This window comes from Psychrobacter sp. UBA3480 (assembly GCF_002377945.1).
Taxonomy (GTDB): domain Bacteria; phylum Pseudomonadota; class Gammaproteobacteria; order Pseudomonadales; family Moraxellaceae; genus Psychrobacter.
Genome location: NZ_DFQV01000020.1, coordinates 299,426 through 324,380, shown reverse-complemented (window position 1 = coordinate 324,380; position 24,955 = coordinate 299,426). Strand labels below are relative to the sequence as shown.

General features: G+C 43.7%; 24 protein-coding genes. 13 read left to right on the top strand and 11 right to left on the bottom strand.

Features of this window, described 5'->3' with window-relative positions; translation table 11 throughout:
- Positions 1–91: 91 nt before the first annotated feature.
- The 3 genes from B2863_RS08690 to B2863_RS08680 all read left to right on the top strand — a co-directional run bounded on the left by B2863_RS08690 (position 92) and on the right by B2863_RS08680 (position 2,680).
- Entirely contained in the window at positions 92–982 is an 891-nt protein-coding gene (locus tag B2863_RS08690) for a LysR family transcriptional regulator (RefSeq protein WP_296209361.1), read from the top strand.
- A 239-nt stretch (positions 983–1,221) separates the two neighbouring features.
- Positions 1,222–1,908 (top strand): hypothetical protein, encoded by a 687-nt coding sequence (locus tag B2863_RS08685; RefSeq protein ID WP_194363065.1) that lies wholly within the window; start codon positions 1,222–1,224, stop codon positions 1,906–1,908.
- A 241-nt stretch (positions 1,909–2,149) separates the two neighbouring features.
- Positions 2,150–2,680, top strand: a complete 531-nt coding sequence (locus tag B2863_RS08680) for an ankyrin repeat domain-containing protein (protein WP_296209355.1) — start codon at positions 2,150–2,152, stop codon at positions 2,678–2,680.
- 149 nt (positions 2,681–2,829) lie between these two features.
- Here the strand turns inward: B2863_RS08680 and crcB are convergent, their stop codons facing one another.
- The 4 genes from crcB to B2863_RS08660 form a co-directional block, all read right to left on the bottom strand.
- Entirely contained in the window at positions 2,830–3,201 is a 372-nt protein-coding gene (crcB, locus tag B2863_RS08675; protein ID WP_102078044.1) for a fluoride efflux transporter CrcB, read from the bottom strand.
- 44 nt (positions 3,202–3,245) lie between these two features.
- Positions 3,246–4,304: a tRNA (adenosine(37)-N6)-threonylcarbamoyltransferase complex transferase subunit TsaD gene (tsaD, locus tag B2863_RS08670; RefSeq protein WP_296209354.1), complete on the bottom strand. Its 1,059-nt coding sequence runs from the start codon at positions 4,302–4,304 to the stop codon at positions 3,246–3,248.
- A 236-nt stretch (positions 4,305–4,540) separates the two neighbouring features.
- A complete protein-coding gene (locus tag B2863_RS08665; protein ID WP_296209353.1) occupies positions 4,541–5,065 on the bottom strand; it encodes a c-type cytochrome in 525 nt (174 codons plus the stop codon).
- A 125-nt stretch (positions 5,066–5,190) separates the two neighbouring features.
- Positions 5,191–5,532, bottom strand: coding sequence for a hypothetical protein (locus B2863_RS08660; protein WP_296209352.1), 342 nt, complete (start codon positions 5,530–5,532; stop codon positions 5,191–5,193).
- Positions 5,533–6,170: 638 nt separating this feature from the next.
- Between B2863_RS08660 and rpsU the strand changes: the two genes are divergently transcribed.
- A complete protein-coding gene (rpsU, locus tag B2863_RS08655; protein WP_010195908.1) occupies positions 6,171–6,386 on the top strand; it encodes a 30S ribosomal protein S21 in 216 nt (71 codons plus the stop codon).
- Between the two features lie 203 nt (positions 6,387–6,589).
- The gene (locus B2863_RS08650; protein ID WP_057758141.1) at positions 6,590–7,039 is read left to right on the top strand and encodes a GatB/YqeY domain-containing protein; all 450 of its coding nucleotides are present in this window, start codon (positions 6,590–6,592) and stop codon (positions 7,037–7,039) included.
- Between the two features lie 42 nt (positions 7,040–7,081).
- Here B2863_RS08650 and B2863_RS08645 read toward each other — a convergent pair whose 3' ends face one another.
- Entirely contained in the window at positions 7,082–8,653 is a 1,572-nt protein-coding gene (locus B2863_RS08645; protein WP_296209351.1) for a M48 family metalloprotease, read from the bottom strand.
- Positions 8,654–9,191: 538 nt separating this feature from the next.
- Between B2863_RS08645 and B2863_RS08640 the strand changes: the two genes are divergently transcribed.
- The 4 genes from B2863_RS08640 (at position 9,192) to thiS (ending at position 11,478) form a co-directional block, all read left to right on the top strand.
- Positions 9,192–9,647 (top strand): sulfurtransferase TusA family protein, encoded by a 456-nt coding sequence (locus B2863_RS08640; RefSeq protein WP_296209349.1) that lies wholly within the window; start codon positions 9,192–9,194, stop codon positions 9,645–9,647.
- A gap of 240 nt (positions 9,648–9,887) precedes the next feature.
- Positions 9,888–10,751 carry an RNA polymerase sigma factor RpoH gene (gene rpoH, locus B2863_RS08635; protein WP_197099889.1) on the top strand — a complete coding sequence of 288 codons (864 nt, stop codon included), beginning with the start codon at positions 9,888–9,890 and terminating at the stop codon, positions 10,749–10,751.
- A gap of 24 nt (positions 10,752–10,775) precedes the next feature.
- Positions 10,776–11,141, top strand: a complete 366-nt coding sequence (locus B2863_RS08630; RefSeq protein WP_296209347.1) for a DUF423 domain-containing protein — start codon at positions 10,776–10,778, stop codon at positions 11,139–11,141.
- A gap of 136 nt (positions 11,142–11,277) precedes the next feature.
- A complete protein-coding gene (thiS, locus tag B2863_RS08625) occupies positions 11,278–11,478 on the top strand; it encodes a sulfur carrier protein ThiS (protein ID WP_057758131.1) in 201 nt (66 codons plus the stop codon).
- A gap of 207 nt (positions 11,479–11,685) precedes the next feature.
- Here thiS and hpf read toward each other — a convergent pair whose 3' ends face one another.
- A complete protein-coding gene (gene hpf / locus B2863_RS08620; RefSeq protein ID WP_057758130.1) occupies positions 11,686–12,066 on the bottom strand; it encodes a ribosome hibernation-promoting factor, HPF/YfiA family in 381 nt (126 codons plus the stop codon).
- A 359-nt stretch (positions 12,067–12,425) separates the two neighbouring features.
- Complete coding sequence (gene rpoN, locus B2863_RS08615; RefSeq protein WP_296209341.1) at positions 12,426–14,084, bottom strand: RNA polymerase factor sigma-54; 1,659 nt, start codon at positions 14,082–14,084, stop codon at positions 12,426–12,428.
- 287 nt (positions 14,085–14,371) lie between these two features.
- Between rpoN and B2863_RS08610 the strand changes: the two genes are divergently transcribed.
- Positions 14,372–15,241 carry a nitrilase-related carbon-nitrogen hydrolase gene (locus B2863_RS08610; RefSeq protein WP_296209339.1) on the top strand — a complete coding sequence of 290 codons (870 nt, stop codon included), beginning with the start codon at positions 14,372–14,374 and terminating at the stop codon, positions 15,239–15,241.
- 33 nt (positions 15,242–15,274) lie between these two features.
- Here the strand turns inward: B2863_RS08610 and B2863_RS08605 are convergent, their stop codons facing one another.
- The 4 genes from B2863_RS08605 to lptM form a co-directional block, all read right to left on the bottom strand.
- Positions 15,275–16,297 (bottom strand): tyrosine recombinase XerC, encoded by a 1,023-nt coding sequence (locus tag B2863_RS08605; RefSeq protein WP_296209337.1) that lies wholly within the window; start codon positions 16,295–16,297, stop codon positions 15,275–15,277.
- A gap of 46 nt (positions 16,298–16,343) precedes the next feature.
- Positions 16,344–17,231 carry a diaminopimelate epimerase gene (gene dapF / locus B2863_RS08600; RefSeq protein ID WP_296209335.1) on the bottom strand — a complete coding sequence of 296 codons (888 nt, stop codon included), beginning with the start codon at positions 17,229–17,231 and terminating at the stop codon, positions 16,344–16,346.
- Between the two features lie 253 nt (positions 17,232–17,484).
- Positions 17,485–18,861 carry a diaminopimelate decarboxylase gene (gene lysA, locus B2863_RS08595; protein ID WP_296209333.1) on the bottom strand — a complete coding sequence of 459 codons (1,377 nt, stop codon included), beginning with the start codon at positions 18,859–18,861 and terminating at the stop codon, positions 17,485–17,487.
- A gap of 196 nt (positions 18,862–19,057) precedes the next feature.
- Entirely contained in the window at positions 19,058–19,372 is a 315-nt protein-coding gene (gene lptM, locus B2863_RS08590) for an LPS translocon maturation chaperone LptM (RefSeq protein WP_296209331.1), read from the bottom strand.
- Between the two features lie 809 nt (positions 19,373–20,181).
- Between lptM and B2863_RS08585 the strand changes: the two genes are divergently transcribed.
- From B2863_RS08585 to B2863_RS08575, 3 genes are all read left to right on the top strand, one after another.
- Positions 20,182–21,414 (top strand): acetate/propionate family kinase, encoded by a 1,233-nt coding sequence (locus B2863_RS08585; RefSeq protein WP_296209329.1) that lies wholly within the window; start codon positions 20,182–20,184, stop codon positions 21,412–21,414.
- A 153-nt stretch (positions 21,415–21,567) separates the two neighbouring features.
- Positions 21,568–23,715: a phosphate acetyltransferase gene (gene pta / locus B2863_RS08580; RefSeq protein WP_101205111.1), complete on the top strand. Its 2,148-nt coding sequence runs from the start codon at positions 21,568–21,570 to the stop codon at positions 23,713–23,715.
- Between the two features lie 180 nt (positions 23,716–23,895).
- Positions 23,896–24,912, top strand: coding sequence for a nicotinate-nicotinamide nucleotide adenylyltransferase (locus B2863_RS08575; protein WP_296209325.1), 1,017 nt, complete (start codon positions 23,896–23,898; stop codon positions 24,910–24,912).
- The last annotated feature ends 43 nt before the right edge of the window (positions 24,913–24,955 follow it).

The window sequence follows — 24,955 nt, the reverse complement described above, 5'->3', positions numbered from 1 at the left end:
ATTAACTGACCATTAATACCGGACTATGAGTGAAAGTCAGCGCTATATTGACTATAATGAATTTTTCTCACCTTAGCGGTTAGGTTATATTATGCTTGAGCTACGTCATCTTAATACGTTAACCGCGCTACGGGCGCATGGTTCACTTGCAGCAGCGGCGGATGAGCTACACGTTACTGCCTCAGCCGTTTCGCATCAATTAAAAGAGCTTGAGAACTACTACGACATCAGCTTGGTCAATCGTCGGACGCGACCGCTTAGTTTTACGCCAGCTGGTAAAGCAGTATTGGCGTTAGCAGACAATATCTTACCGCAAGTAACTCGTACCAAATCCAACCTTAAACGCTTAGCGCATGGTCAAGCAGGCAGGTTGCGCCTAGCATCAGAGTGCCACAGCTGCTTTGATTGGCTCATGCCAATACTTAACCACTATCGCCGTGAATGGTCGGATGTTGAGCTAGACTTTGCCACAGGGTTTGAACCTGAGCCGCATCATTTACTTATGGAAGGTGATATTGATCTGCTTATTACTACCAGTGATTTACCGCTCGACGGTATCAGCTATCAGCCATTATTTGAATATGAGAGTCGTTTGGTACTTTCACCAACGCATGATTTAGCTGCTCAAAAACTTATTGAACCTGATGATTTGATCAATGAGACATTGATTGCCTATCCCGTAGAGGCCAAACGCCTCGACATCATTGCCAATTTTATGACGCCAGCACAAGTAAGCTTTGAGAGTGTTCGTACTACAGAGCTGACAGCGATGCTAATCCAGCTGGTCGCCAGTGAGCGCGGTGTCGCAGCATTACCTGATTGGGTGGTTGCTGAATATGAGAGGAAAGGCTGGGTCGTATCACGACCACTAGGAAAGGGTGTGCATTGTCAGCTGTATGCCGCGACGCGTACCTCAAGTAAAGATACGGCGTATATGCAGGGATTTGCCAGTTTATTGGAAGGGATAGTGAAGCCAGTTTAATACTCCACTGTTCATTACATTTTTTGGTTATAAAATATCGTTCGCTTTCTTACGTTATGATAGGCGTTGGGGAAAATGATGGTTCCCTAGTGAGGACTTGAACAATAGGCTGTCGGCTAATGATATCAACGTTTTAACTCGATGAAATAGTCACGGTGTACTTCATGGTGTACATGCAGTGAGCTTTTCGTGGGCACATCAAATTACCCTTGATAATTGTGACAACCAGGACAGCTGCAATGACATTTTATTTAAAAGATAGCGACCAAGAGTATTTCAGCAAGTTTTGGGTGCAAGAAAGAAAATATCTAAGCGAAGTTGGTGGACGGTTATTAACCGTAGATGAAGCAAATACTCACCCATTTAATGATCTATTAATTACAGGGTCTAAAGGGATAGTGGGGATCGATGCTATGAAGCCTAGGCTAACTCATAGCTACCATTACTTTTGTATTCCCTATGAGCTAGGAGAAGAAATAGAGGAAGGTTTAGTACCTGAAACTATAATAGCTCAATTAATTAATGATAACTTGAAGTGTGCTATCTTTATAGCATCAACCGATGCCAGTTTTGGTTGTTTTGGTGAGTGCTTTCACACAAACGAGGAAATAATTTGGAATTTTTCATCACCACACTTAAATACACCGTTTCTTATATTTGATAATGAAAAGAAAGTGTTTGCGCTGATAGACTATGACTTACCCTTACAAATCATTGGCTATAAAACCCCTATTTTAGATAGAAAGGACTACATTAAAAGTAAAATAGGTCAAAATGGATGGGATACTGTATTTGAAAGGTATTCCCATTATACGAACATGCCACACTTTTTTAATGAGTATTATAAGTTTCTATTGCCCGATAAAGTAGTCAAGTTTTTAGATTCTAGAGTGATACCTCCTCCAGTGAACTGCACTCAAAAATAGAGTTTTATGGACATCATCATAGTCAGATATAACTCCTAAAGTGAATATTCAAAAAATTGTGTTCGGTGCGCTATACAGGCATCTAACTTCTAGTGCTAGAAATAACTTCAATGACTAAGGAATTGATAGCATAGCTTAATATTAGTCATACTGATGAGATGGAAGGCAAAGATATTCCACAAGAACTAACAGATGAAATGCAAGATTTTCTTGATAGCAGTAGAAGCAAAGAAAAATAATTATGAATGAATACAAAAAACTACGAATGAAAGTTTTCAGGCTTTTTAAAGAAGGCCTGATAAAAGAAGCTTCTGAATTATTCGAAAGTAACAATATGGATTACTTTGAAACATCTCCAACTGATAAATGGAACTGGCTACATCAGCTCTCAATGGGATTTAACCCAAAAGAACCACCGAAAAAAACTATTGAGTTTTTTATAGAAAAAGGTGTTCCAATCAATGCTCAAGACAGTTATGGCATGACACCATTGCACTATGCAATGCGAGGAGAAAATGCAGAAGCCGCTATTGCCTTATTAGAAGCAGGGGCAGATCCAAACATTCCTAATAGAGATAAACTTATACCTCTGAGAATGACTTTGCTGATGCCTGATAGGTTAGATGTACTAGAACTGATGTTAAAAAATGGTGGGGATGTTAACTACTATAATGGAAAAGATTACTTACTTGAAGCAATTAAAGGTTTTCGAGGTGATCATCCTGATTTTCAAGAATTAATACAAATGCTTGAAAATTATTCAGGTGAGTAAAAAAATTGTAAGAGAAATGATTGAAAATAGGTATACCCCAACGGAACCAGCTATTTCACTCTTCAAACCTATTAACAGACCACTTAAAACAGACTGATATAATGGAACCACTTATAACAGACTCTTAAACGATTAATATCTATCAACGCCTACAAAACTAGCTTAAAGAAATAAAAACCCAGCGCGGTTGCCAGTAAAGTCAGCCCAACATGCAAACCGATGAGCGCTAAGCCTGCCAGCAGCCGCCCGTCATGGATAAAGCCAAATACCTCTGCACTAAACGTACTAAAAGTCGTCAATCCACCCAAAAATCCGGTAATCACAAACACGCGCACGTGATCGGACAAGTTGCTACCCATACGCTCAAACCACACTAGCGCCAGCCCTATCAGCAGTCCACCCAAGATATTAGCGCTCAAAGTACCGAGCGGCACCCAACCATGTAGAGCATTAAAACGCGATAACCAAGCTCGCAGACAAGCACCGAATGCTGCGCCCAAACCGATAGCAAGCCACTGCATAAACTATCCTTAATTCATATAAACGTGTTGGACCAAATGCTCATTTATACGGCTGGCAATTCTGTCATCGGCCAACGCGGAATACAGCTAACAGCCAAATCATCAGACTGTCCAGCTTGCAAGCGCTCAAAACCTGCGTAAGCAATCATCGCGCCATTATCCGTACATAGCGCAGGCGGTGCATAATGAACCGTCGCATTAATTTTAGCCAGTTCCGCTTCTAACATCTCACGCAGATGAGTATTGGCACTAACCCCACCTGCAATTACCAAACGGCTCATATCTGCTTGCTTGAGTGCTTTAACACATTTCTTCACTAGCGTGTCGACTACTGCATGCTGAAAACTGGCGGCAATATCAGCACGAACCTGTGGATCGCTGTCAGATTTATGACCAGAACCGCCTGACAGTGGCGTGTCTTTAATCAGATTATGTACGGCAGTTTTCATACCACTAAACGAGAAGTCTAGACCCCGATGTAGCATTGGTCTTGGGAGTGCGTAAGCGTCAGGATTACCAGTTTCTGCTAGTTTGGCAATATTAGGGCCGCCAGGATAAGGCAGGCCTAGCATTTTAGCCGCTTTATCAAAGCACTCACCCGCCGCATCATCTATCGACTCGCCCAATATCTCATATTGTCCAACACCGTGAGCAGCAATAAGTAACGTGTGCCCACCAGATACTAGTAGCGAGACAAAAGGAAATGCCGGAGGGTTCGCGCCCATAAGCGGCGCCAAAAGATGCCCTTCCATATGATGGATACCAATCGCTGGAATATCCAAACCATATGCCAAGCTACGACCAAACAGTGCGCCTGTCATCAATGCACCAATAAGACCAGGTCCTTTAGTATAGGCAATCGCATCGATGTCGCTTTTTTTCATATCGCATTGCTCTAGCAGCTCATTCAATAACGGCACGAGCTTACGAATATGATCGCGGCTAGCAAGCTCAGGCACAACGCCACCATAAAGTGCGTGCAGCTCAATCTGAGAGTACAGTACTTGCCCGACCAAACCTTGGTTGTCGCTATTTATTTGCTCACTATCAAAAATCGCTAGCCCCGTCTCATCACAAGAGGTCTCTAAGCCCAATACTTTCATACTTTTGCCTTTATACTTTCGTTTTCGTGCTATTTTTGTCGCACTTTTATCTTACATCATTTTGAGAGATTGGATAACGAATACAGCCAGTCACACACTATCTCAAATTCGCTTGATACAGCTATATATTATGAGACTGGCGTGACAAAAAACGTGCATAAAAAAACCGTCATTGTCAGTCACAATGACGGCCAGTTTAGCAAATTTCAATAGCTGACATACTCTAATATAGCGTATCAGCTTACCGACGCTAGCATATAATCAACAGCCGCTTTAACTTGTGCTTCGGTCACACCATTTACCGCTTGCGCTGGCATTTTATTAAAGCCTTTAGCCGAGTGCATATACAGCGTTTCTTTGTCTTTAGTTAGACGAGCTGTCCAAGCCGCTGTATCACCATACTTTGGCGCATCGAGTAAACCTGCAGCATGACAAACCTGACAGTTTGATTCATACAGTTTAGCACCTGCATCTGCGGCCAACGCTTCAGAATCAGTTTCAGGTGTTGCTACTGCGTCATCTACTATGTCGGCAGACTCTGTTGCTGCTTCTGATTCTGATTCTGGATCAACCACAGACTCAGGCGTCGTGCCTTCGGTTTCTGCTACAGCTGTCTCTTCTATAGCGGTAACAGGCTCATTGGCTGCTGTAGACTCTTCAGTGGCTGTGTTATCACCGCTACAAGCACTCACAGTAAATACCACGCTCATGCCGATCACAGACAACTTCAGCTTGTTCATATACAGTTGTATATCAATCATGGTTTTACCCTTACTTAGTCAGTCTGCAATCAATTAGTGATGCGTTATATCAGCTTAAAGTACTTACGTATACGACCAACGACTGTTTAATAGTCAATTGAGCTAATGGTCAATTCAGCACTAAATTACTCAGCAGTAGCTGCAGCTGTATCGTCAGTAGCCGCCATATCAGTGCTGTCAGTAGCTGCTGCTTCTGCTGTATCAGCGTCAGCCGTTCCTGCTTCGGCAGTAGCTGTACCGTCAGCTTCTGTACCCGCAGCATCAGCCGCTGGCATCGGTGCTGTCTCTGGGAATTCCATTTCTTCAGCTGGTGGCGCATTTTTAATGGCAAGTTCAGCAGCTTCGTCAACGCGATCGATTGCCATTACTTCTTCATGCTCTTCGCCGCCACTACAAGCGCTCACGCTCACACCTAAAGTTACGATAAGTGCGGTGCTTAATGCCGTGTTAAATACTGTTTTTTTCATTCCAACATCCTCAATAAAATACACACAAAACGGTTCATAGGCTTACTAGGGTCTATTGAACTTTCAAATGTGGTGCTGGCAGTCACTATTTTTTAGACAATATGCAGTGAAATTGCTGAAGCCTAGTCATTCTAGGTTAAACTATTTCGCCATATATTGACAAAAAAGAGTACTGCCCTGAAAGGCTGATGCTAAAATTACCCCAACCGTTGTTGAAAACCTAGCTAAGGTCTCGACATTATCGTCGGTTTTCGCCTAGTTTGGGGTAACTTTAGCCATCAGCAGCCCTAATATTTGAAAGTTCAATAGACCCTATAATATGGGAATTATCATAGCATAAACTCCAATCAAACCGTTATAGACGGTAGGGATTTTTTATTGATAAAGCGTTGTATATATGTCGAATTCATAGTTTGAGAGCCAAATTCAAATAGCTATCTAATTGAACACCTTATCAGCAATAAATGCTTAAAATCATTGACTTTGTTGGTATTTTTTATTAAAATACCTGCCCTTACGCTAATGCGTGAGAATTGTCCTAGTTTGAGCTGATGCCTGTAATCTTGAGATATTACGGCTAAATACTAATACACAGCCAAACTAATGCCCTTATATCTCATCCTAATCGAGGAGTCTTCATGCCTGCAGTTAAGGTTAAAGAAAACGAACCAGTTGATATCGCTATCCGTCGTTTCAAACGTGCTTGTGAAAAAGCTGGTGTATTATCAGACGTACGTAAGCGTGAGTTTTATGAAAAACCAACGCAAGTACGTAAGCGTAAAAAAGCTGCTGCCGTAAAGCGTTATAAGAAGAAGTTACAACGCGAAACTATTCGTACCACTCGTATGTACTAATCAGTAATCTGATTAGTTAAGTACAAGCGCTACACTAACGCCACTGTTATCAATCGATATCAGTGGCGTTTTTTATGCTACAATTTTTGTTATTACTGCTGACATAATTTTTTATTAAAACTACTATCAGCAGGTTTTGTTCTAAAAATTTAACAAACGACCTCTAACGAATAGCATTTAACAGATCGATAAGGATAATAGCAGTGAGCCAACTTAAACAGACGTTATCAGATAATATCAAAGTTTCAATGAAAGCTCGTGAGCTTGAGCGCGTCAAAGTACTGCGCAACGTACAGTCAGTAGTGAAACAAATCGAGATTGACCGTCAGACAGAGCTTGATGATGCGCAAGTATTAGAAGTTTTGCAAAAACAGCTAAAGCAGCGTCAAGAATCACTAACTATCTTTACAGAAAATGGCCGTGATGACTTGGCCACCAAAGAGCAGTTTGAGATTGATATCATCAACGAGTTTATGCCGCAGCAAATGAATCAAGACGAGATCATGGCATTGGTAAATGCTGAAATCGCTGAGCAAGGTGCTACGTCTATGCGTGATATGGGTAGCGTCATGGGTGTTTTGAAGAATAAAACAGCTGGCCGTGCTGATCCTGCTTTGATTTCTAAAATGGTTAAAGACGCGCTACAGGGCTAGCACTTGCTATTGATTGGCAGGCTAATCTGTATAAATAACCGCCTAAGGCTTAAAGTCTTGGGCGGTTTTTATTGCTTTGATTTCTGCATTAATATTGGCCAATAACGGACGCGCACTAGTAGCCTGATCTGTGGTTTGTAGATTTTCCGTCAATTGTTTGGCTTGTGTCAAAGAGGTCAGCGCACTCTCATAACGCCCATTCCACAGCTGATCATAACTGCGATAGCGCAATGCATTAATCGTCGCAATATTGGCTAACTGTGGTGAGGTGGTGGTCTTAGCAAGTTTTTCATTGGCGAGTTGCAAGCTTTGCCATGCATAACGATCGCTTGGCTGCTGTTCTGTTAGTGGTTTCAACAGCGCTTGGGCTTTTATCGGCTGACTACTATTAGTCAGCGCTTCGGCTAGATAAAGGCGTAAATCACGGCGCTCCGGATATATACGCTGCTGGCTCTCTAAGACATCTACGGTTTGTTGCCATTTACCTTGTTCACTTAATAGCTGACTGTGGGTAATCGACAATAGAGGCTCTAAATTCTGACGCTGCGTGCTTGATAACGCATTTATCTCAGCCAATACCTTATTAGCATCTGTAAAGCGTTGCTGCTCTCCATACCAATGCATTAGCGCAAGTTTGGCCCCGAGACTGTTTTTAGCGGCCGTTGTCAGTGTGACTTCGGATGCATGTTTACCAGTCACTTGCACACGCCAATACAACAAATCAAACAATGCTTGATGGCGCTGCTGCTGGCTCAATGAGAGCGCTGGATACTGCTGAGCGCGACTTTGTGACTCGCTCAACCGCTCATTACTCAGAGGATGTGAGCGTACAAAGCTCGGTAAAAATTGATTCTCAACTTGGTTCAACTGACTCTGTTGATTCATCGTGGCAAAGAACCGTGGCATCGCCCGAGGATCATAACCCGCTTGGGTCATAATTTGCATCCCTACTCGGTCAGCCTCACGTTCGTTACTACGGCTAAAGGCCATGCTGCTATTCATATAGGCTGTCTGACTGCCCATCATCACTGCCGCAGCGGCATCACCATCGACAGCTGAGGCAGCAATCGCGGCTAGCATACCGCCTAGCTGCATCAGCAAGGCTTTTTTACGTTCGTTAGCGCCGCTTTCGTAGTGCCGTTGACTGATATGCGCAACTTCATGCGCGACAACGCTTGCCAGCTCATCCATGCTACTAGCTGACAGTATCGTCCCAGTATTGATACCGATTACGCCGCCAGGTGCTGCAAAGGCATTGATACTAGGGTTATCAATGATAACGACGCCAAGTGGTGCTTGCTGACGAGCTTGAGCATTGAGACGCCACGTCATGTCTTTTATCGTTTCTTGTACCCAAGGATCATGTTCCATTCTGACGCGGCCATTGATATTCTGTAATGACCACTCGCCAAGCATTTTGTTTTGATATTGCTCAGCAAAGCTCAAGCCTTGTCCGCGCAGGTTTGGTAGATCTAGCGTTTGCGGATCTGTGACTTGCCAAGAGCTATCAGCAAATGGCAGCATTTGACTCTCACGACTATGTGCACCACTAGCCATGGCTAGTAGCATCATTGACAGCCCTACCTTGATACTATTTGGCAAAGCTACACTCATAAAATGACGTTTACCTTTTTGCTTAGACAGCATAATCGGCAAGCCTACAGAGTTGGTGGCTACTAAAGAGTTGTTGCTGTTGGGTCGCTTCGTTCTATGAGCGTGGTACAAGTGCATATCCTATAAGATAATTGACGACGTCTTTTCGACTATACGAGCTTGTTTATACAAGGTCAATTCTACAATGAACTTAACTACCAATAACTTAGCCACCCGTCACGATTGCGCAACATGGCTGTGTAATTATTCATTAGGCTACTATTTATGCAGTAAATCTCAAACGTATAACTATTAATCGGGCAATTGCCAATCGGGCAACTCTTGGTTATGTGATTCTAGTGAACCGAACACAGCGTTGATTATATTCAACTGCAACTATACATTGTCTATTTGGTATAATAAGCAACAATGATAGTAGGTTTAGATGACTGTGATGCCGACCTCATAATTTATAATTGATAGATTATGTTCGTACTCAATATCAGAGCCTATTGCTAATAAAACAAATTAAAATATAGATATCTACAAGGTTTAAGTTATGCCCGCTGCTAGTGAATTAGTCATCGAACGTGTATCGCACTTTATGCAATTATCAGGGAATTTGACTGATGCACAGCAAAACGATATTGCGAGTTTACTAGAGTTGCTACCGACTGAGAGTCATAATCCAGATGATGTAGCTATAGAACAATCTGAACTAAATATAAAAGGTTTCGTTGATGGACGCGGTCTTGCATGCCCGATGCCATTGTTAAAAACTAAGGTCGCATTACGTGACGTAACAGTTGGCAAATCACTGTATGTAGTTGCAACCGACCCTAACTCGCAAGCTGATATCACAGCGTTTTGTAGACAAAGTCAGCAATCACAGGCGACAGATTATTTAGAGCTAGTGGTCAATGAAGTTACTGACCATTCGTCAGTTGATGGCACATCATTACAGCGTTTCGCTACAATATATCACTTCATCATTACCAAAACTGATAGCAACTAAGCGCTGCTATCCTTTACAATTAAATCATAAAGATTTTTATCTGACTATTTGCTTAACTATTTAACCAAGGTCAAGAATATGGCTAATACTTCTACTGATGCTGTAAATACAAATAAAAAAGATGGCTCAGCTCCTATAAAAAACGATGCACGCGATGCTGCATTAAAAGCCGCTGCTCAGCGACCACCCTATGACGCGAGTGCATTGGGCAATACCAGTACGCGCGACTTGGTACCAGCTATGCCAACTCACCTGTCAGCGCCAGGGGTAAATTTGGGTGCGTATATCAATACTGTCCATCAAATTCCTATTTTGACGCCAGTGCAAGAGCAAGAGCTGGCACATCGCTATTATGATGAAGGTGATGTCGAAGCCGCTCGTCTACTGGTAATGTCGCATCTACGTTTTGTGATTCATATCGCACGTAGCTACTCGGGCTATGGATTGCCGCAAGCAGATTTAATCCAAGAAGGTAACTTAGGATTAATGAAAGCAGTCAAACGTTTTGACCCAAATAAAGGCGTACGTTTGGTATCCTTTGCTGTGCATTGGATCAAAGCTGAAATTCATGAGTTTGTGATTCGCAACTGGCGTATCGTCAAGGTTGCGACCACCAAGGCTCATCGTAAACTGTTCTTTAACTTGCGTAGCCTTAAGAAGACCAATAATCAGCTGACACTAGAAGAAGCGGACGCTATCGCTAATGACTTGAATGTCACACGCAAGCAAGTGTTAGAGATGGAATCACGTCTAACCTCTTATGATGCTTCGTTTGAGGCGCAGTCAAGCGACGATGATGATGGTCGTTACGCCCCTCAGCTATTTTTGGAAGACGGTATCGATCCAGCTGAGCAGTTAGAGGAAGCGGATTGGGAAGAGAACAACTCATCAGCACTCATCGCTGCTATGGGCACTTTAGATGATCGTTCGCGTGATATCGTCGAACAGCGCTGGTTGTCTGAGCAAAAATCCACCTTGCATGAGTTAGCAGCGGTTTACTCTATCTCAGCTGAGCGAGTCCGTCAGATTGAAAAGAATGCCATGGACAAGATTCGTGATGCGATGACCATTGATAGTGTGATTCTGCCAGATGATATTCAGTAGCCCTAAGATGATACGAGTTGTTCAATGTTAAATTGGATCGGTATTGCAGCAATTAATATGGCTATTGCTGTTGCTTTGGGCGCATTTGGTGCGCATGGTCTAGAAGGTCTTGTCAGTATGCAGCAGCTAGAATGGTGGCATACGGCAACGCTGTATTTGTTCGTACATGCGCTTGGACTACTACTTGTGGGTCTCTTGATTCGTTTGAAATATATTACTCAGACGACCGCTTGGTTACTACAAATTGGCATTATCATTTTTGCTGGTAGTTTGTATGCAATGACGCTTGGTGCACCACGTTGGTTCGGTGCGATTACGCCTATTGGCGGCGTTCTTATGATTGCAGGTTGGCTATGGCTGGCCATTTCTGCCTTTCGATTGAAGGACTGAGTTAGCTGAGCTGTTTAATAGTTATTGTCATTTTTAGCTCTTTGCATCAGCTGCAACGAATCATCAATAACAAAATAGAAGATACGTAGTGAATAGCGGATACACAGGAATTTTAAAATATTAAGGAGTATTTAATATGAGCACCATTAGTGTCAATGGTAAAAGCTTGCAAACCACTCATCAGACTGTACAACTGGTTATCAATGAGCTTGGTCTTAGCCAAGGTCGTTACGCTGTAGAAGTAGACGGCGAGCTGATGCCAAAGAGCGAGCTTGCTCAACTACGTATCGTAGAAGGTATGAATATCGAAGTAGTACAGGCCGTCGGCGGTGGTTAATAATGTTTAGACAGATAAGCTTGAGCTGACAGCTAGTTTATTTCGTTCTAAGTTTACTAATGCTAAAAAAGACCTCAACGTATTACACGTTAGAGGTCTTTTTTTACGTCAATTACAAACTAATGCAGTAGCTACTTATAAATTTTTTATTCTCTTAGTCTGCTTTCACTAGCTTGTAACGATAGTGTTCAAAGTTTTAAACTTGAACTAGGCTGCTGGTACTGCTTCTGCAGGGGTTAGATCCTGATAACGACTATCGCGTCCTGCACCCTGAGTCTTTTTGCGCTCTTGACGGGTTTTATACTTACGTACTTGTCTATCTAGCTTGTCTGCCATCTCGTTAATGGCTTTATACATATCATCTTCATACGCTTGGACAAACATTTCTTGACCCGAGACACGCATAATTGCTTCAGCTTTATGGCTCTTTTTACCGCCGTCGCTAGCACCACTATTGTCCAACGATAAAATCACTTGAATACTTTGTATCTGATCAAAGTGACGCTCTACTTTTTCAAGCTTCTCGCGTACTGCTGTGTCCATAGCTTCGGTAACGCTGATATGATGACCACTGATAGAAACATTCATATTGTTGTCCTTTTATTTGTAACTTACAATCAACAGATGAGATAGCATTCTTGCTCTTATCATCCTGCCTTACCACTAACTATACCAATGCCTCTAGTAATGTGTCGACGTATCCTTTTATCGTCTCCTTTATTAGTTGTAAATAAATACTATAAATCGGCGCTTGGTTTTCGTTGTTGGTATGGCTCTAATTTGTCATGAAAATCGCCCAGTAGCAAGCCATTAAATTGTAATGAAGTGTAACAATACCTATTATTTCTACTTGGTTTCTATATAATCAAAAAATTTTATTTTTTATATCTGTATTGCACTATACAGACAGGTAGCCATTAACCTTATAGAAAGATGAGCTTAGATAATTAGTATTTCTGTTTGCGCTGAGTAGACGAGCCAATATTCATTGCTTCACGATATTTGGCGACGGTTCTTCTGGCTATATCGATACCATCTGCTAACAGCTCATCCTTGATACGACTGTCTGATAATGGTTTTTTGGGATCTTCGTCAGCGATGAGCTTTTTAATCATGGCACTGATAGCGGTCGATGAGATATCTCCATCAGCACTACTTACGTGAGAGGAGAAGAAGTGTTTCAAAGAAAACAATCCTTGCGGCGTCAAGATGGTTTTACTGGTGGTAAGGCGTGAGACTGTCGACTCATGCAAGTCAACTTCTTCAGCAATTGCCTTTAATATCAAGGGTTGCATGGCGGTTGCACCATGCTGCAGGAACTCTTGTTGATAGCGTACAATGCTGGTCGCTACTTTGAGTAGGTTTTGATTGCGCTCTTCGATACTACGAATAAACAATCGAGCATCGGTAAGGTTTTCGCGTAGATATTGATTGTCAGGACTGTCATCGCCGCGCTTGACTAGATTGGCATATTCTTGGTTTACGCGTAGTTTTGGTAGGGTGTCTGGATTGAGGCGTACATACCAGCCATCCTCTTCTACTTCAGAGTTACTTGTCGCCTTATTGTTTCTAACAGGTGTGACCAACACATCTGGAATATCGTAGCTTTCAGGCGGCTGGGCATAGTCAGGCTGGCTAGATTGAAATAGCAGCCCTGGCGAAGCGTTTAAGGTACGTAGTAGCGTAAGCGCAGGTGTAATATATTCTGGTGCAAGCCCTGTACATTCAGTCAGTGCTTTAATATTATTACTGACTAAATGCTCGCTCGCTGATAGTAGCGCTTGGGCTTCTTGTAGATATTCGGTGTGGGCATCTAGTTTGGATAGCTGAATCGATAAGCACTCGCTTAAATGACGCGCCCCTACGCCAACGGGATCACAGGACTGGATAATGCGTAATACCGTCAAGACCTCTTCTTTTTCAACGCGCTCATCCCATTGATAGAAACTTGCCATCGTATCAAAGCTCTGCAGCAGCTCATCTATATTAATTCGAATAAAGCCCATATCATCCATGGAGTCTATTAAATATTCTGCAATCAGCGTATCGGCCTCTGATAAACGCTTAAAGTTCAGCTGCCAGCGCACATGATCTTGAATGGTAGACGATGTACCGCCTTGGTAACTATCGAAATCTTCATCACCCCTACTATTGCCAGAGCCCATTGCAGTAGAGGCGTAGTTACCCGTGTCAAAGCTACCTATATCAAAGCTATCGGTATCAGAACTGCTGTAGCTATCTACATCTATTGCACTATCATCGATATTAGGCTGTTGAAGCTTATCCAAACTATCACTGAAGCTATCACTACTATCGCCACTGTACTCTGTACCGCTAGTAGGTACTGAGTCGAATGAGTCAATACTACTTTGATTCCAACTATCAAGCGTCAATGGCTCGCTCCACTCCTCTATTTCATCGTCACCACTGTCGTATTCGTCATCATTTTCAATACGTTCAAGTAATGGATTACTATCTAGCTTTGCCTGAACCTCTTGTGCGAGCTCAAGACTAGAGAGCTGCAGCAATTTTATGGCTTGCTGCATTTGCGGGGTTAGCTTTTGTGAGTTGCTCAGCGTGGTCGCCAATCCGAACGACATACTCATGGGCGGCTTCTTGCACTCCGATCTTAGTGATATTGTGTTTATTCTGTCAGTAAAGGTAACGACATAAATCTTATCAGGACATGACGATAGCATTTTTTGCCACAATTTTGCTATGATAATTTATGTTTTGTCCGGATACGTTTGGTTTGCTATCGCTAGTAAACTATCATCTTGGCAAGGATGAGCAACCCATAAATACGAGCAGTCTGCTCATTACCGCGAAAATATTATAATAAATAAATTACGGTAAATGGCCAATACAGCTCACACCCAATAGGAATATTGTCATGAATTCAAGTAACCACCAACTTAACGTCGCTGCTATTCAAATGAACAGTCAGCAGAATGTTGAGGATAATCTAGCAGATATCAAAGCCGCCATCACAGACGCACAAGCTCAAGGTGCTGAGCTTGTTGTATTGCCTGAGAACTGCTGTAGCATGGGGCAGCAATCTGCTACTGCTGAGCGTTTTGATGATTTATCAGCGACGATAGCAGATTACGCCCGCACCGCTGGTATCCATGTACTAGCAGGCTCGTTACCCTGCCATTATCGCCCTAATGGCACTGTCGTTCCTGATGGTAGATTGCGCCAAGTGAGCCAGCTGTTTGCACCAGATGGTACCCGTGTAGCACGTTACGACAAGATTCATCTGTTTACCGCAACTGTAGCCGATAAGCATGGCAGCTATAACGAAGCGGCGACCTTTGAGCCGGGTACGCAGACCGTAGTTGCGCCACTAGCAGTAGGCAATACAGTCTATCAGCTCGGCATGATGGTATGTTTTGATTTGCGCTTCCCAGCATTGGCGCAGCGTCTGCGACAAGCAGGTGCTGAACTATTGAGTGCCCCTTCTGCCTTTACGTACTTGACTGGGCAAGCGCACTGGTCGTTGTTATTACGGGCGCGTGCTCTAGATAGTCAGTGTATGGTCATTGGCGCAGCGCAAGGTGGTGATCATCTTTATAAAGATGGTAGTACTCGTCAAACATGGGGACATGCAGCTATTACAGCGTTTGATAGTACTGTTATCGCAAGCTATGACGATAGCGAGTTGGATAAACAATATGCCATCGTCATGGCGTCATTAGACAAACAAGCGCAAGAGCAAGGCCGTCAGAAACTGCCTATCTTTGACTGTCATCGTTTGGCATAGATTATTAATTACAGTAGATTTCGTGCCTAATTGCTAGGACAAGTCTTCATTTTGAGCATGAGTTGCTCGTGGATGGGCGCGATCATAAACTTGCGTTAATTTTGCAAAATCAACGTGGGTATAAATTTGCGTGGTGCTAATATCACTATGCCCGAGCATCTCTTGTACGGCGCGCAAGTCACCACTGCCTGACAGCATATGTGATGCAAAACAATGACGCAGTAGATGTGGATACATGTTTTGTGCGATACCTGCGCGGGTGGCAGCAACTTTTAAACGCTGCTGCACTGCCCGTGTTGATAATCTGGTGCCGAGCTTTTCACTGATAAACAAGGCATTGTCCATTTGCTCTACCCACAGGTTACGATGCGGCAGGTAGCAACTAATCGCTTCTGCTGCCTTTATCCCTAATGGCACTAGGCGTGTTTTATTACCCTTACCCGTGACTCGTACCCGTAACTCAGACAGGTCTACATCTGTCATATCGAGTGCAACCAATTCGCCAACACGCAAGCCACTACTATAGAGCAGTTCAAACATGGCCTTGTCACGTAACCATAAGCGCGCTTGCTCTGGCGTATCAGGCATCTCTTGATCGAGTAGCTGAGTCAGTAAATCGACATCAGCGATAGAAGGCAGCGGTCTAGGACTACGCTTAAGCTGATAGCCAGTGGTTGGGTTGATACGTGCTAACTCTTCTTCAATCATCCAGCCATAAAAATGCCGAATCGCAGACAACTCTTGCTGGACACTGGCAAGCGCTAGCTTGTCTTCATCAAGACGTTGACTAATGTGCTGGGCAAGTTGCCGTTTATCACAGCGTGTCCACGTTAGACGCTTACCACGTAAAAATAATGCCAGTTGATTTAAACCAGCGAAATAAGCGGTCAGAGTATGCGGTGAATGGTTGCGAACAGATAATGTATTGAGCCAACGATGCACAGGTGCAAGTAGCTCTCGTAACGCAGCATCGGACTCTATAATGGCGGCCAGCTCAGTAGATAGCCAAGGTGCTGAGTTCGCTGCCTGATTGCCTTTATTATTAGACATAGCCATACTAGAACCATCCTTGGCATTTATGCGACTGGCCTAACAACAGTTATCAGCCTTCAGCATTTGGTTTAAGTCCCACTTGTGCCATCAGGCCATCTGGACTAAATACACCTTCATAAACGAAAGCGGTCGGACCCGTCATCGTAACCGAATAACCTGGCTGCCATTTGATAATCATGCTGCCACCATATAGCTGTGCGCGAACTTCCTCACCCTCATCGAGCCAACCCTCACGTATACCAACGGCTACTGCTGCACACGCGCCCGTACCACAAGCTTGCGTCTCGCCTACACCGCGCTCGTACACACGCAAACGAATGTGGCGCTGATTCATCACTTGCATAAAGCCCACATTGACGCGGTCTGGGAATGCAGGATGCGACTCAATTGCTTTACCTAGAGTCTCAACCTCAGCATCGAGTACGTCATCGACTTTTATCACAGCGTGCGGGTTACCCATATTGGCAACGTACAGCTGCACAGGCGTACCATTTACATCAAGATGATAGGTGTTTTGAATTTTGGTCGTCGCTCTTGGGCTAAATGGAATCTCATCTGGCTCAAATTTAGGCTTGCCCATATCGACATCTACCCAACCGTAACGATCAGTAGTTAGAGAAATAATACCGCTAGCCGTCTCAACGCGTAGACGCTGCTTAAATGACAGTTTACGTGCTTGCACAAAACGCGCGAAACAACGAGCGCCGTTGCCACACTGTTCGACTTCGGTGCCATCAGTATTAAAGATACGATAACTGAAATCGACATCAGGGCGCATGGGTGGCTCAACTACGAGCAGCTGATCAAAACCAATGCCTAGGTGACGATCGCCCAATAACTGCACCAAATCCTTGGTCAAATCTAAGCGCTGGGTCACTAAATCAATGACCATGAAATCATTACCCAACCCATGCATTTTAGTAAACTCTATTAGCATATCTTTGATGTCCTATCCTATTTTTATGTATGCCTTATATTAGCACGCTGTCAGATACAATCATAATTATCACCGCTATCAAATACCAAGTTATATGTATATCTCACAACTGACCTACTTACTTAGCATTAGGCACAAAAAAACCCACTGTTATCGCCACAGTGGGTTCTCTTTAATCAACAGAGCTATAATTAAAAAGCTATTTAATCAACACAGCCATCGATGACCATATCAATTAACGCGTCTTACAATGCTATTTATCCTGCCACAATGTTTCATCTGCATATAACGCTTCAATCGTTTCGCGCTTGCGAATAAGCTGATGACTATCACCAGACACCATTACTTCGCTAGCACGCGGGCGTGAGTTATAGTTACTACTCATGGTAAAGCCGTAAGCACCTGCACCTGTAATGGTAAGTACATCGCCTGTGGCCAATGATAGTAGGCGGTCTTTTGCCAAGAAATCACCCGTCTCACAAATCGCGCCAACGATATCCCACGGCTGCGTACCATCCGTATCGATACCAGCACTAGGTAATACACTTGGAATCACCGCCATCTCAGCTTGATATAAAGCAGGACGAATCAAGTCATTCATCGCGGCATCAACGATAGCAAAATTCTTATGCTCAGTCGGCTTGAGTACGTCAACTTGAGTCAATAGCACGCCAGCATTAGCAACGATACTACGACCTGGCTCAAAGAACACGGTCAAACCAAGCCCGCTAAGTTTTGGTAATAAAGCTTGGGCAAACTCATCGATAGACACAGGCGTCTCATCGATATAGCGCACACCTAAACCACCGCCCAAATCGATATGCTGTAACTCAATACCTGCGTCACGCAGGCTATGTATCAGCTCAATAACTTTATCTAATGCTGCAACAAACGGCTCTACTTCAGTCAATTGCGAGCCAATATGACAATCAATACCAACAATGTCGATATGTGATAAGTCGGCCGCTTGCTGATAGACCGCTAATGCGTCTTCGTGAGTGATGCCGAACTTGTTGTCTTTGAGACCTGTTGAGATATATGGATGGGTTTTGGCATCGACGTTAGGGTTGACGCGTAACGAGATTGGCGCAGGCTTATCGAGTGACTTTGCCACTTCATTAATTAAAGTCAGCTCGCTGATAGACTCAACATTAAAACAGCCAATACCTTGAGTCAGCGCATATTCGATATCACTGTACGTTTTGCCCACACCTGAGAATACCACACGTGATGCTGCGCCACCTGCCGCCAACACGCGCATTAGCTCACCGCGAGAGACAATATCAAACCCAGCACCTGCCTGTGCCAAGACACCCAGCACGGCAAGGTTAGAGTTTGCTTTTACGGCATAGCATACTTGATGATTCAGACTGGCAAAGCTATCAGTATAAGCTTGATAAACGTCCAATATTGCTTGCTTTGAATACACGTAGCAAGGTGTGCCATATTGTTTTGCCAACTCATCGATACTGACCTGCTCCATATACAATGCATCGTCGCGATAGCTTAGCGCTGGCAAGTGAGCACTCAACGCTTTCGGGTCAACATATAGTCCTTGCTCAGTTTGGATAGTAACGGATTCGCCAGTAGTAGAATCGGTCAAGTCAGCAGGTAGTTCAGAATGACTCATATAAACATCTCTAATATAATCAGATTATCAAGGGTGAAAATTAAATTTAGGTAGCAAAGCTATTTAGTCAATCAGGCAGTAAAGAATCGACAGTTAGTTAGACAGCCAATTAAAAAGCATCTGACCGCTAACTATTTATTCAGCTTAGCGATTATTAGCCTCGCAACTATTAGCCCAGTAATTAATAGCGTGGCAATTAATAGTCGTTGGGATCAGTACTAGGCTCAGGTAGCACCATTTGCTCTTCTAGATAGCGGTTTTTTTGATAGTTATCATCGTCGATACCTGCAAGGGCTGCATCTTGTGGATGGCTAGTACTATCCAGTACAGACGCACTGCCCTCTATCGTTTGACTACTAGAGTCTGCCAGATATAGATCACCTTTTTGCCCGCAGCCTGACAATCCTACCATAACCACACTGCCAATAAATAAAGTGGCAACAGCCTGACGACTGGTACGAGCGAACGAGCTAGCATGCTTGGCTGCTGAGGGGCTGTGTATAGTAGACATATAATAGATAACCTGTGAGCTTACGACGGCATAATGGCGATAGTAAATCGTGATAAATAAAAAATAAATTGATAGCCAAACCAGCAGTTAAAGCACTGTCCTTATGACCATTTTCATCATAGCATTATTACATAAAGCTGTACGGATACTGAATATGATTGGTGAATAAATTTGCGTGATGTTGGATATTTTCTAAAACATTAGTCGAATTTTTATAGTAATATCGTCTGCGAGCTTAGATATGAATGTATGACATATGGGTGTCTCGACAATATTTCTTACAATTTTGTGAGTCATAGCCCTGCTATGCAGCCCATACAAGTTATCCATTTATAGTTCTATAACTCCCTGAATATAATTGATTTATTTCATATTTAGCCATTTATTAATCACACATTTTAAACCTTACCCCTGTCGTGGTGTAGAAACAAAAATGTGTTACATTATATTCCCAGTTTGCGGCGGCAATAGGATGCTAGCCTGAGATGCATACGCATTACCTCATAAGCATGGATGCATAGCACTGTCAGAAATAGTAGCCCAAGTATAAACAAAATCGCCAATATGCTTGCTTGATATGATCAGCATAGATATAGCTGATTTTTATTTTACTCGGCAGTTATCAACTTCATCAATTCCATATAATAATGACATTATGTCTCAGCTGTGACCTTTACTACAGCAGTTGAGATATCAGCGATGTAGCATTTGATGATAATAAAACAGGACGTGGCAATAGACGTCTTTTTTGTATCGAACGAACGATATAATTGATTTGCCCTTTATAAAAACCAATCTAAGGATAGAGTATGAGCACCAACCTAAGTACCACTTTTGATGATAAGAATAGCGAAACATCAACCCTAACCAGCCCCACTTTAGTCCTCAACTGCGGTTCGTCTTCTATCAAATACGCGTTGATTAGCGATGACAACTCTACTCGTATCACCGGTCTTGCCGAAAACTTAGGTCTCGATACAGCCCGTATCAAACACACCACGCTAAATGGCGATAAGTTAGAGATCTCTATCCCTGGCGGTAGTCACAAACTTGCCCTGCAAAAAATCCTAGAGCTACTAGAGCAATATCACTTCATCGCAGTCGGGCACCGTGTGGTACATGGCGGCCGTGAATACTCTCAAGCCGTTCGCGTTGATCAGCATGCGTTAGAAGAAGTCAAACGCTTAAAGATACTAGCTCCACTACATAACCCTGCAAATGCTTTGGGTATTGAAGCGGTTCAAGCTATTTACCCTGACATTCCACAAGTTGTGGTATTTGATACCGCCTTTCACCAAACCATGCCGCCTGTCGCCTTCCGCTATGCATTACCAAAATACCTATACGAAGAGCACAAAATTCGTCGTTACGGCTTCCATGGTACGTCTCATGCCTATGTCTCAGAACGTGCTAGCCAAGTCACTGAAGCAAAAGGTCCTCATGGCTGGATAACCGCGCATCTAGGCAATGGTTGCTCAGCAACCGCCGTATATGATGGCAAAAGTCTTGATACCAGCATGGGTCTGACCCCACTTGAGGGACTGATGATGGGCACACGTAGCGGCGATGTCGACCCAAGCTTACATATGCATCTGAAACGTCAGCTCGGTATTAGTCTAGAAGAAACGGATAAGATGCTAAATAGCGAAAGCGGTCTGCTTGGTATCTCTGGTCTATCAAATGATTTGCGTACTATTGAACAAGCTGCGAGCGAAGGCCATAAAGATGCGCAGCTCGCCATCGAGATGTTCTGCTACCGCGCTGGTAAATACCTCGCTAGCTTAAGCTGTGCACTGCCTGAATTTACCGGTATTGTATTCACAGGTGGTATCGGCGAAAACTCTGTCACCACGCGCGCAAGTATTTTAGCCGTCATGCGTCATTTCGGTATCAAGATGGACGCTGAAAAGAACGCTGGATTGTACGGTGGCCAAGAAGGCAGCTTCCAAGCAGAAGGTAGCAGTGTCGAGCTGTGGGTTATACCAACAGACGAAGAATACCGCATCGCTCAAGAGACTCGTCAAGCATTAAAATTAGTATAAGCCTATTGATTATAATGCCTAGCGCTTATCTTGCGAAACGCTTATAAAAAGCTGAGAACGAATAAGATAAAGCGCTTCGTGTTTTTATACTGCATTTCTTATGCTGCTCAAAATGACTCGACGTCTAAAATAAAATAAATTGTAGGACACATTATGCAAACCATTTTACTTGTTCCCATTAGTCGCGGTATCGGTGTGACATCAGCCGCACTGGGTCTGATTCGTGCCTTTGATTATAACGGTATCAAAGCGGGCTTTATGAAGCCGTTTTTGCAAGATGACACGCTAGACAAACAGCACAGCTTAGACAGCTCAAGCGCATTGACCATGCACGCATTTGGCCTAAATCCACCTGACTCTATCAGTCGTCAACACGTCGAGCGTATGCTAGGCGATGACAATCTTGATGACTTGATGGAAGAAGTGATTGCCAATTTTCATACGATCGATGATGGTCATGACGTGATTATCTGTGAAGGTCTGGTGCCAACCACTGAGACCTCTTATGCTTCACAAATCAACCGTGCGCTTGCTCACGCGCTCGATGCCAAGATTATATTTGTCAGTACCGCTGACATCAGCAAACCTGCTTATTTAGCAGACAAACTGGATGTCCATGCTCGTGAGTTTGGCGGTGTCATCGATTCACGGACACTAGGCGTGATATTGATGCGGGTACAAGACGTGCCGAACACCTTTGACAATCAACCTGTCGCGCCTGGTGAGGCCGTTGTCAGCTTAGATCCGAACTTCCTACAAGAGGTTCAGCGCTTATCGCCTTCGTTCAATACCGAAGTATTCCGCCTTATCGGGGTGGTGCCTTTTAGTGATTCCCTATCTGTGCCACGCACATGGGATATCGCAACAGAGCTTGATGCGACTTGGTTAAATGTTGGTGAAGCAAAGACACGTCGTATCAATCGTATTAGCCTAACCGCTCGTTCAGTGGCGCGCGTCAATGAAGTCTTTAAGCGTGGTACGTTAATGGTCGTGCCCGGCGATCGTGATGACTTGCTATTGGCTGCAGGATTAGCCTGTATCAATGGGATTCCACTGGCAGGTCTAGTATTAACAGGTGGCATTACCCCAAGCGATACAGTTGCTGAGCTTTGGCAATCAGCACTCAAAACTGGCATACCAGTCATGAGTGTCGAAAGCGACAGCTACGAGACAGTACAGAGCTTGATGCATATGAGTTCTGAGATTCCAAGTGATGATACAGAACGTGCTGATGAAGTCGCTCGTTATGTGGCGGCGCATTTGGATCTAAGCTGGATTAAAGAATACTTCAGCCGCAATCATGAGCCGCGTCTATCACCATCAGCGTTTCGCCATCAGTTGGTCAAAAAATCACAACACGCCAAAAAACGTATTGTACTACCAGAAGGCGCGGAACCACGTACAGTCGAAGCGGCCTGTATCTGTCAAAGTCGTGGTATCGCCAACTGCGTACTACTTGCTAAACGTAGTGACGTTGAGCAAGTGGCCAAAAACCGTGATTTGACGTTGCCTGAAGGGTTAGAGATCATCGATCCTGATAACCTCGATATGAGTAAATATATCGCCGCTGTCGTCGAGCGCCGTAAAGGTAAAACCACTGCAGAAGTCGCTGCTGAATATCTAAAAGACACGGTCTATTTAGGTACTATTATGCTCCAACTAGACGAAGTAGATGGTCTGGTCTCAGGTGCGATTCATACCACTGCCAATACGGTACGCCCAGCATTCCAGTTGATCAAGACCGCGCCGCAGTACTCACTCGTGTCGTCAGTATTCTTTATGCTGCTACCTGAGCAAGTGGTCGTCTATGGTGACTGTGCGATCAACCCAGATCCTAACGCTGAAGAGCTGGCAGAGATTGCCATTCAATCAGCACAGTCTGCTGCTGCCTTTGGTATCGACCCAAAAGTGGCGATGATCAGCTATTCTACTGGCTCATCAGGCGCAGGCGCAGATGTCGAAAAAGTCGCCCGTGCAACCCAAATCGTTCGCGAGCGCGCACCAGACCTCAAAGTCGACGGCCCACTACAGTATGATGCGGCATCGGTCATGAGCGTCGGTAAGCAAAAAGCGCCAGACTCACCTGTCGCTGGACAAGCCAACGTCTTTATCTTCCCTGACCTCAACACTGGTAACACGACGTATAAAGCGGTACAGCGTAGTGCCAACGTCGTCAGTGTCGGCCCTATGCTACAAGGCTTGAATAAACCCGTTAATGATTTATCACGTGGTGCCTTGGTCGACGATATCGTTTATACCATCGCGTTAACCGCTATCCAAGCGTATAGCGATTTGATTTAATCGCTGTAAGACTCGCTAATTAAAGTCCTATACAAAGCCGACTATCATTATGATGGTCGGTTTTTTATTGGGGCTCTGTGACAGACAGTGGTGACAGATGCTCGTCTGCCCTCTACAATAGCGCTATCATCAAATCATTTAATCTAAAAAGGCCAGCCAGTAAAAGAGCAAGGTGCATCAATGTTAACGTGCACCCTATCTACTTTTATACATTTATTTATGCCAAATACGAGCAACAGCCCTCAAGAGAAAACACCTGCACCTGCCATTCGTGCCTATCTTGGTGGCTCGTTCGATCCCGTACATAATGGTCATTTGGAAGTCGCAATATCTGTCTATCAGCACCTACTACCAATTGCAACGCAGCTACAGTACACATTGCATGTGTCCTTATTACCCAATGCCCGCTCGCCATTTAAGACCCAAAGTACAGACCCTAACCATCGTTTAGCGATGCTAAAGCTAGCGACGGAGAGTACGCCGATACAGATCAATGAGTTAGAGCTATGGCAAGCGCCGCCTGTCTATACGATCGACAGTGTACGCACATTAAGACAACAATATCCTAATGACAGTTTGATATTTATCATGGGTATGGACAGCGCCCATAGTTTAGATAAATGGAAAGATGGCTTGCGTCTCACTGACCATGTCAATTTATGGGTGTTTAATCGTCAGAGCAGTACCGATGTGAGTGATGATATTAGCGAAAAATTTACTGACCGCACTATCTCTTCTAAAAATAATACAGCGACTACCCAAGATGTTAATTTCTTAAAAACGCAATTGCCGTTGTCATTGCAGCCCCATATAACGGACTCACCTATCGAGCTATTAACTCCAACCATTCAGCAATCGTCAGATAGCTTAAACTCAAATAGTACTAATCCAAATAACACTGATCCGACTAGCACTGACTTGAAAAGCCCTGACTTGAAAAACGCCAAGCAAGGACGCATTTATATAGATTCGCGACCTATTACTGCGGTATCGAGTACGCAAATACGTGAACAACTACAGAAATTAGACGATCAAACAAATAAAATGCCAGTCGCTGAGAGGCAAATCGCATCTATAGCATCAATAAATGATATCATTAGCAATACTGAATCTAATCCATTAGCTAAATGGCTAAATCCTGCTGTTTATCAATATATTATCGCCCATCAGCTATATTCTGCTGCTCAATTCCGTTAAAATCGCCTTATCTATGTCATTTTGCCTATCCTGTATCTATGCG

Excerpts from the sequence above, each read along its gene's own strand:
- pta (WP_101205111.1), top strand. The coding sequence starts at position 21,568 with ATGCAAACCATTTTACTTGTTCCCATTAGTCGCGGTATCGGTGTGACA.
- crcB (WP_102078044.1), bottom strand. The coding sequence starts at position 3,201 with ATGCAGTGGCTTGCTATCGGTTTGGGCGCAGCATTCGGTGCTTGTCTG.
- B2863_RS08605 (WP_296209337.1), bottom strand. The coding sequence starts at position 16,297 with ATGGCTATGTCTAATAATAAAGGCAATCAGGCAGCGAACTCAGCACCT.
- B2863_RS08685 (WP_194363065.1), top strand. The coding sequence starts at position 1,222 with ATGACATTTTATTTAAAAGATAGCGACCAAGAGTATTTCAGCAAGTTT.
- tsaD (WP_296209354.1), bottom strand. The coding sequence starts at position 4,304 with ATGAAAGTATTGGGCTTAGAGACCTCTTGTGATGAGACGGGGCTAGCG.
- lptM (WP_296209331.1), bottom strand. The coding sequence starts at position 19,372 with ATGTCTACTATACACAGCCCCTCAGCAGCCAAGCATGCTAGCTCGTTC.
- B2863_RS08665 (WP_296209353.1), bottom strand. The coding sequence starts at position 5,065 with ATGATTGATATACAACTGTATATGAACAAGCTGAAGTTGTCTGTGATC.
- B2863_RS08640 (WP_296209349.1), top strand. The coding sequence starts at position 9,192 with ATGCCCGCTGCTAGTGAATTAGTCATCGAACGTGTATCGCACTTTATG.
- B2863_RS08645 (WP_296209351.1), bottom strand. The coding sequence starts at position 8,653 with ATGAGTGTAGCTTTGCCAAATAGTATCAAGGTAGGGCTGTCAATGATG.
- B2863_RS08660 (WP_296209352.1), bottom strand. The coding sequence starts at position 5,532 with ATGAAAAAAACAGTATTTAACACGGCATTAAGCACCGCACTTATCGTA.
- thiS (WP_057758131.1), top strand. The coding sequence starts at position 11,278 with ATGAGCACCATTAGTGTCAATGGTAAAAGCTTGCAAACCACTCATCAG.
- B2863_RS08585 (WP_296209329.1), top strand. The coding sequence starts at position 20,182 with ATGAGCACCAACCTAAGTACCACTTTTGATGATAAGAATAGCGAAACA.
- B2863_RS08575 (WP_296209325.1), top strand. The coding sequence starts at position 23,896 with ATGTTAACGTGCACCCTATCTACTTTTATACATTTATTTATGCCAAAT.
- lysA (WP_296209333.1), bottom strand. The coding sequence starts at position 18,861 with ATGAGTCATTCTGAACTACCTGCTGACTTGACCGATTCTACTACTGGC.
- rpoN (WP_296209341.1), bottom strand. The coding sequence starts at position 14,084 with ATGAGTATGTCGTTCGGATTGGCGACCACGCTGAGCAACTCACAAAAG.
- B2863_RS08690 (WP_296209361.1), top strand. The coding sequence starts at position 92 with ATGCTTGAGCTACGTCATCTTAATACGTTAACCGCGCTACGGGCGCAT.
- hpf (WP_057758130.1), bottom strand. The coding sequence starts at position 12,066 with ATGAATGTTTCTATCAGTGGTCATCATATCAGCGTTACCGAAGCTATG.
- rpoH (WP_197099889.1), top strand. The coding sequence starts at position 9,888 with ATGCCAACTCACCTGTCAGCGCCAGGGGTAAATTTGGGTGCGTATATC.
- dapF (WP_296209335.1), bottom strand. The coding sequence starts at position 17,231 with ATGCTAATAGAGTTTACTAAAATGCATGGGTTGGGTAATGATTTCATG.
- B2863_RS08630 (WP_296209347.1), top strand. The coding sequence starts at position 10,776 with ATGTTAAATTGGATCGGTATTGCAGCAATTAATATGGCTATTGCTGTT.
- rpsU (WP_010195908.1), top strand. The coding sequence starts at position 6,171 with ATGCCTGCAGTTAAGGTTAAAGAAAACGAACCAGTTGATATCGCTATC.
- B2863_RS08610 (WP_296209339.1), top strand. The coding sequence starts at position 14,372 with ATGAATTCAAGTAACCACCAACTTAACGTCGCTGCTATTCAAATGAAC.
- B2863_RS08680 (WP_296209355.1), top strand. The coding sequence starts at position 2,150 with ATGAATGAATACAAAAAACTACGAATGAAAGTTTTCAGGCTTTTTAAA.